The 1,831-nt window shown below is 60.6% G+C and carries 2 protein-coding genes; both read left to right on the top strand.

The genetic code is table 11. From position 1 onward, the window contains the following. The coding region (locus ABX749_RS31545) for a S53 family peptidase (protein ID WP_372899529.1) at positions 1 to 1,471 on the top strand (1,471 nt) is incomplete at its 5' end. A gap of 79 nt (positions 1,472 to 1,550) precedes the next feature. Then, on the top strand, positions 1,551 to 1,781 hold the full coding sequence (locus ABX749_RS31540; RefSeq protein ID WP_145212952.1) for a hypothetical protein: 231 nt from the start codon (positions 1,551 to 1,553) through the stop codon (positions 1,779 to 1,781). Positions 1,782 to 1,831: the final 50 nt, after the last annotated feature.

Raw genomic sequence — 1,831 nt, 5'->3', positions numbered from 1 at the left:
GGTCGCGAGCCAAAGTGTGAGCGTGGATTCCGACGCGACGTGGACGGGCCCTGAGGAAGGCGGTGATGCCCCGGTGGTCTGCGCCGAAGCGCCTCTGAAATACCGATCGGAAGAGAGGACGGGGGCCGACCCATTCGGACCAGACTATGCCCCGCCACGCAGCTCCAACGACGAACCGATTCCACCCGGCTATCGCATCCACTTTCCGTCAAAGATCGCGCGGCTGTATGACTTTCCTGAACAGTTTGATGGATCCGGCGAAACGATCGGCATCATCTCGCTGGGCGGGCAATTTCATCGGTCCGACATGGAGACGTACTTCCGCGTGCAGGGCATCACGCCTCCAGAGATCATCGTGGAGCCGATCGGGCAACAGTACCCGCGTGCCGCTTCCCCGCCTGGCCCGCCGGACAAGACTTGGAACGCTCAGCAAATCGCCGAGTACGCCAATGATCTCGAATTGACGCTTGATCTGCAGGTCGCCGGTAGTATCGCACCGGGTGCGAAGCTGGTCGTTTTTCGATTGCACCCCAACGCCCGGCAACCCTACCTGACGGCGTTGACCCACGCGTTGCATTCGCAGAACCGTCCGTCGGTGGTTTCGATCAGCTATGGTTCGGCAGAAGCCACCTTGGCGTCTCGCCCGATGCAGTTGGCCAACTCACTGTTTGCACGGGCTTCGTTGATGGGGATCACGATTTGTGCGGCATCCGGTGATGCCGGTTCTGCATCGCGAGACTTCGACGTGATCCGAACACGGCCGACCAGCCCGCACGTCAACTTCCCCGCCAGTTCGCCCTATGTCTTGGCCTGTGGTGGGACCGAAATTGAAACGACCGACGGCAATATTGTCAGAGAATACGCCTGGAATGATCTCGATCAATGCCGTCTTGCCACTGCCGGCGGCCGCAGTCGAGAGTTCAAACGTCCCGACTATCAATGTCAAATCAAGCTTCCCTCAATGCCCAGTCAGCAAGACGACTTCGATGGGCGGGGCTTGCCGGATGTTGCGGCCAACGCGTCACTGGCCAGCGGCTACCACACGCTACTTGCCGGCAGGTGGGACTACAGCGGCGGCACGAGCGCCTCGGCGCCACTTTGGGCGGCGTTGATCGCGAGGATCAATCAAGGTCTCGGGCGCCGCGTCGGATTCATCCATCCGATCTTGTATCGCTTGGCCGGCACCGATGCCTTCCGTGATATCACCGAAGGCAGCAACGGCTTTTTTAAATCCGGCATCGGTTGGGACGCATGCACCGGCCACGGCGTTCCCGTCGGCCGAGCCTTGTTCGAGGGAGTGAAACGAGAGTTGGCCAAGCGGCCGGAACGCAAACCGGAGGATCCACCTACTGAGACGACGGACATCGCCGCGCAAGCCCAACAATCTGCCCGCCTCGCCCAGCAAGCGGCCCACTTCGCTCAATTTGCGATTTCTTCACTCTCCCCCCCAAACTGGCGTCGGCCGGATTAGAATGCGCCCACCTCATGGTTTATCGAAACCGTTATTGATTGGTTTCATTTTCTTTCCACCCAAATTGAGAGAGTGATTTATGAGCGACGAACGAGCCCAAGCGGCGTTACATGCGGCACAGCACGCCGCGATGGCCGCTCATCACGCTGCAATGGCTGCCCAATGCGCGGCGATTGCTGCCGGGGCACCGCAGCAAGGAACAGGTGGCGGACCCGGTCAGATGCAGGGGCCGCCGATGGGTTATCAGTATCCTGGGCAAAACCCCTACATGCAGCAGCAACCGGGTCCGCACCCGATGACCGTTTGGTGATCCGTTGTTGCTTTCGCCCTCCACCCTGCCGGCGTATCTGCGTCGCCGCG

This window comes from Stieleria sp., from assembly GCF_041595215.1.
GTDB classification, from domain to species: domain Bacteria; phylum Planctomycetota; class Planctomycetia; order Pirellulales; family Pirellulaceae; genus Stieleria; species Stieleria magnilauensis.
This window is presented reverse-complemented; position numbering and strand designations above follow the sequence as displayed.